This window comes from Photobacterium lucens (assembly GCF_009873615.1).
Lineage (GTDB): Bacteria > Pseudomonadota > Gammaproteobacteria > Enterobacterales > Vibrionaceae > Photobacterium > Photobacterium lucens.
The window spans coordinates 1-3,113 of the sequence record NZ_SSMG01000177.1 but is presented as its reverse complement, the minus strand read 5'-3'; the positions used below and the strand labels follow the sequence as shown (position 1 = coordinate 3,113).

The following is a 3,113-nucleotide window of genomic DNA, read 5'->3' as shown; positions in this document are numbered from 1 at the left end:
CTCTGTGGCTTTGTGCTTTTTTCTTTTCTGATCTTATTTCCTCTCAAAAAAATACTGCGAGAAGCACAAAAAACACGCATTCAAATGTTATCAAAATGTTGTTGATTATTTGTTTGCCGTTGCAAAACTCATGAAAAATGAAAAATCTTGTACGAATATTTGTGCAAAAGAATTGATCCCTGAGTTATTTTTTTTGAATTCTCGTCAGTCTCTGAAATGCTGAATACATGTTTCTACTTATAAAAAAAGTCATACCCTGTACCGTTGTAGAAGCATGATGTGCTTATTGTTGAGTATAAATTCAAGGATTGAGAGATAGATTATGATTCGATTTAACCTTTGTGCAGCAGGAATATCCCTTGCACTGTCAGGCGCGGCTTTTGCTGCACCTACGGCACCAAGCATCGATATGTACGGCTCTAACAACCTTCAGTTCTCTAAAATTGAACTGGCGATGGAAACAACATCTGGCTACAACGACATGGTTAAGTACCATGACAAAGCTAAGATCAATGTGAAATTTAATCAGTGGAGTGGAAATTCAGGTGATACCTACAACATCTACTTCGATGGTAAAAAAGTAGCATCAGGTCCAATTAATGGCAGCCAAACAACCGCTTCTTTTGAGTATGAACAAGGTGGTTTGTACCAAATGGAAATTGAAGCGTGTGATGCAACAGGCTGTGCGAAAAGCGCCCCTGCACAAATCACTATTGCTGATACCGACGGCTCACACTTACCGCCGTTAGCAATGAACGTTGATCCAAATAACAAATCGTTTGATACCGATCCAAGCGTTGTTATGGGTACGTACTTTGTTGAGTGGGGTATTTACGGTCGTGATTACACTGTAGATAACCTTCCTGCAGACAACTTGACTCACATTCTTTACGGCTTTATTCCAATTTGTGGTCCAAACGAGTCAGTGAAATCTGTCGGTGGTAATAGCTTCAATGCACTACAAACAGCGTGTCGTGGCGTTAATGACTATGAAGTGGTTATCCATGACCCATGGGCTGCATTCCAGAAGAGCTTTAAGCAAGCTGGTCATGAATACAGCACCCCAATTAAGGGTAACTACGCAATGCTAATGGCATTAAAACAGCGTAACCCTGATCTGAAAATCATCCCATCAATTGGTGGTTGGACACTGTCTGATCCGTTCTTTGATTTCGTAGATAAAGCAAACCGTGACACATTCGTTGCATCGGTAGAAAAATTCCTGAAAACATGGAAATTCTACGATGGTGTAGATATTGACTGGGAATTCCCAGGTGGCGGCGGTGCAGCAGCTGATCGTGGTGACCCAGTTAAAGATGGCCCTGCATACGTAGCCCTAATGCGTGAACTACGTGCGATGCTTGATAAGCTAGAAGCAGAAACAGGCCGTACTTACGAGCTAACATCAGCAATCGGTGTGGGTTACGATAAGATTGAAGACGTTGATTATGCAGATGCAGTTCAATACATGGATTACATCTTTGCGATGACTTACGACTTCTACGGCGGTTGGAACAACGTTCCTGGTCACCAAACAGCACTATACTGTGGTAACTTCATGCGCCCTGGTCAGTGTGATGGTACTGGTCTAGATGAAAATGGCGAACAGTTTAAAGGCCCTGCTTATACTTCTGATAACGGTATTCAATTACTGTTAAAACAAGGTGTTCCTGCTAACAAACTGGTACTGGGTGCTGCAATGTACGGTCGTGGTTGGACGGGTGTAATGCCAAATACGCTTACTGATCCAACCGATCCAATGACAGGTACAGGTACAGGTAAACTGACGGGTACGAAAGAGCAAGGTGTGTGGGAAGACGGTGTTATTGACTACAAAGGCATTAAGTCTCACATGTTAGGCGCTGATGGTAAAGGTATCAACGGCTTTGAATACGGTTATGACGATCAAGCTGAAGCACCGTATGTATGGAACCGTTCAACGGGTGATTTAATCACGTTTGATGATAAGCGTTCTGTTCTGGCTAAAGGTAACTACGTTAAGTCACTTGGCCTTGCGGGTCTATTCTCATGGGAAATCGATGCAGATAATGGTGATATCCTAAATGCAATGCATGAAGGTGTAGCTGGTACTGTTATTGATAAGCCAAACAAAGCACCAACGGCAGCAGCGGGCGCGGATCAATCAGTGACAGGTCCTGCATCTGTAACACTTGATGGTTCAAGTTCGAAAGACGCTGATGGCAGCATCGTGAGTTACGCTTGGGAACAAGTATCAGGTACTGCGGTAGCACTGACTGGTGCTGATTCTGCAACAGTAAGTTTTGATGTGGCAGAAGTGGCTGAAACTGAGCAGTTAACGTTTAAACTCACCGTTACAGATAACAAAGGTGCAACGGCAACCGATACTGTTATTGTGACAGTGAAGGCGAAAGATGACGTTGTTATCCCAGAAAATAATGCACCAGTGGCAAGCGTAACAGCACCACAAACGGCGAATGCTGGTGATGTTATTGTTGTTGATGCATCTGCGTCTTCTGATGCTGATGTCGGTGATACGTTAACGTTTGACTGGACATTACCAGCCGGTATTAATGCGACAGTAAACGGTTCACAAGTGCTATTTACTGCAGCAGAGTACACACAAGATACGAGCCTTGTATTTACAGTGGCAGTAAGTGATGGCAAAGCAACATCGACAGCGTCAACAACCGTGGTTGTTGCTAAGCACTCACCAGTTGTTGATACCTGTGATAACGCATGGGATGCAACAACCGTTTACCTAGGTGGCGACCAAGCGACCAAAGATGGCAAGCTATGGGAAGCTAAGTGGTGGACACGTGGTGAAGATCCTGTGAAATCTGGTCAATGGGGTGTGTGGAAAGAAGTGGGTGTTGTTGACTGTAAGTAATCGTTGATTGGAAATAACGATGAATACAATGTGCTGGTGGTTGAGCTTGAAGTAATCACTAGACATTTACAACACACTTATTATCAATCCCTTGGTATTACTAATACCAAGGGATTTTTTATTTATCAGCGATAAAAAGGCAATAAAAAACGCCCAGTATAATACTGTAATGCCGATCGTTTAAGGTACTTGAACGATCCTAAGATTGCGTGATAATCCCTACCAACTTTTGTTGGTAGGGATT

The 3,113-nt window shown here is 43.1% G+C and carries 1 protein-coding gene; it reads left to right on the top strand.

Annotated elements, in window-relative coordinates; translation table 11 throughout:
• Nucleotides 1-322: 322 nt before the first annotated feature.
• Nucleotides 323-2,869 (top strand): glycosyl hydrolase family 18 protein, encoded by a 2,547-nt coding sequence (locus E5A76_RS08450; protein WP_161118645.1) that lies wholly within the window; start codon nucleotides 323-325, stop codon nucleotides 2,867-2,869.
• The last annotated feature ends 244 nt before the right edge of the window (nucleotides 2,870-3,113 follow it).

What these genes read in the sequence shown, in the direction of transcription:
- E5A76_RS08450 (WP_161118645.1), top strand. Translation starts at nt 323, where the DNA reads ATGATTCGATTTAACCTTTGTGCAGCAGGAATATCCCTTGCACTGTCA.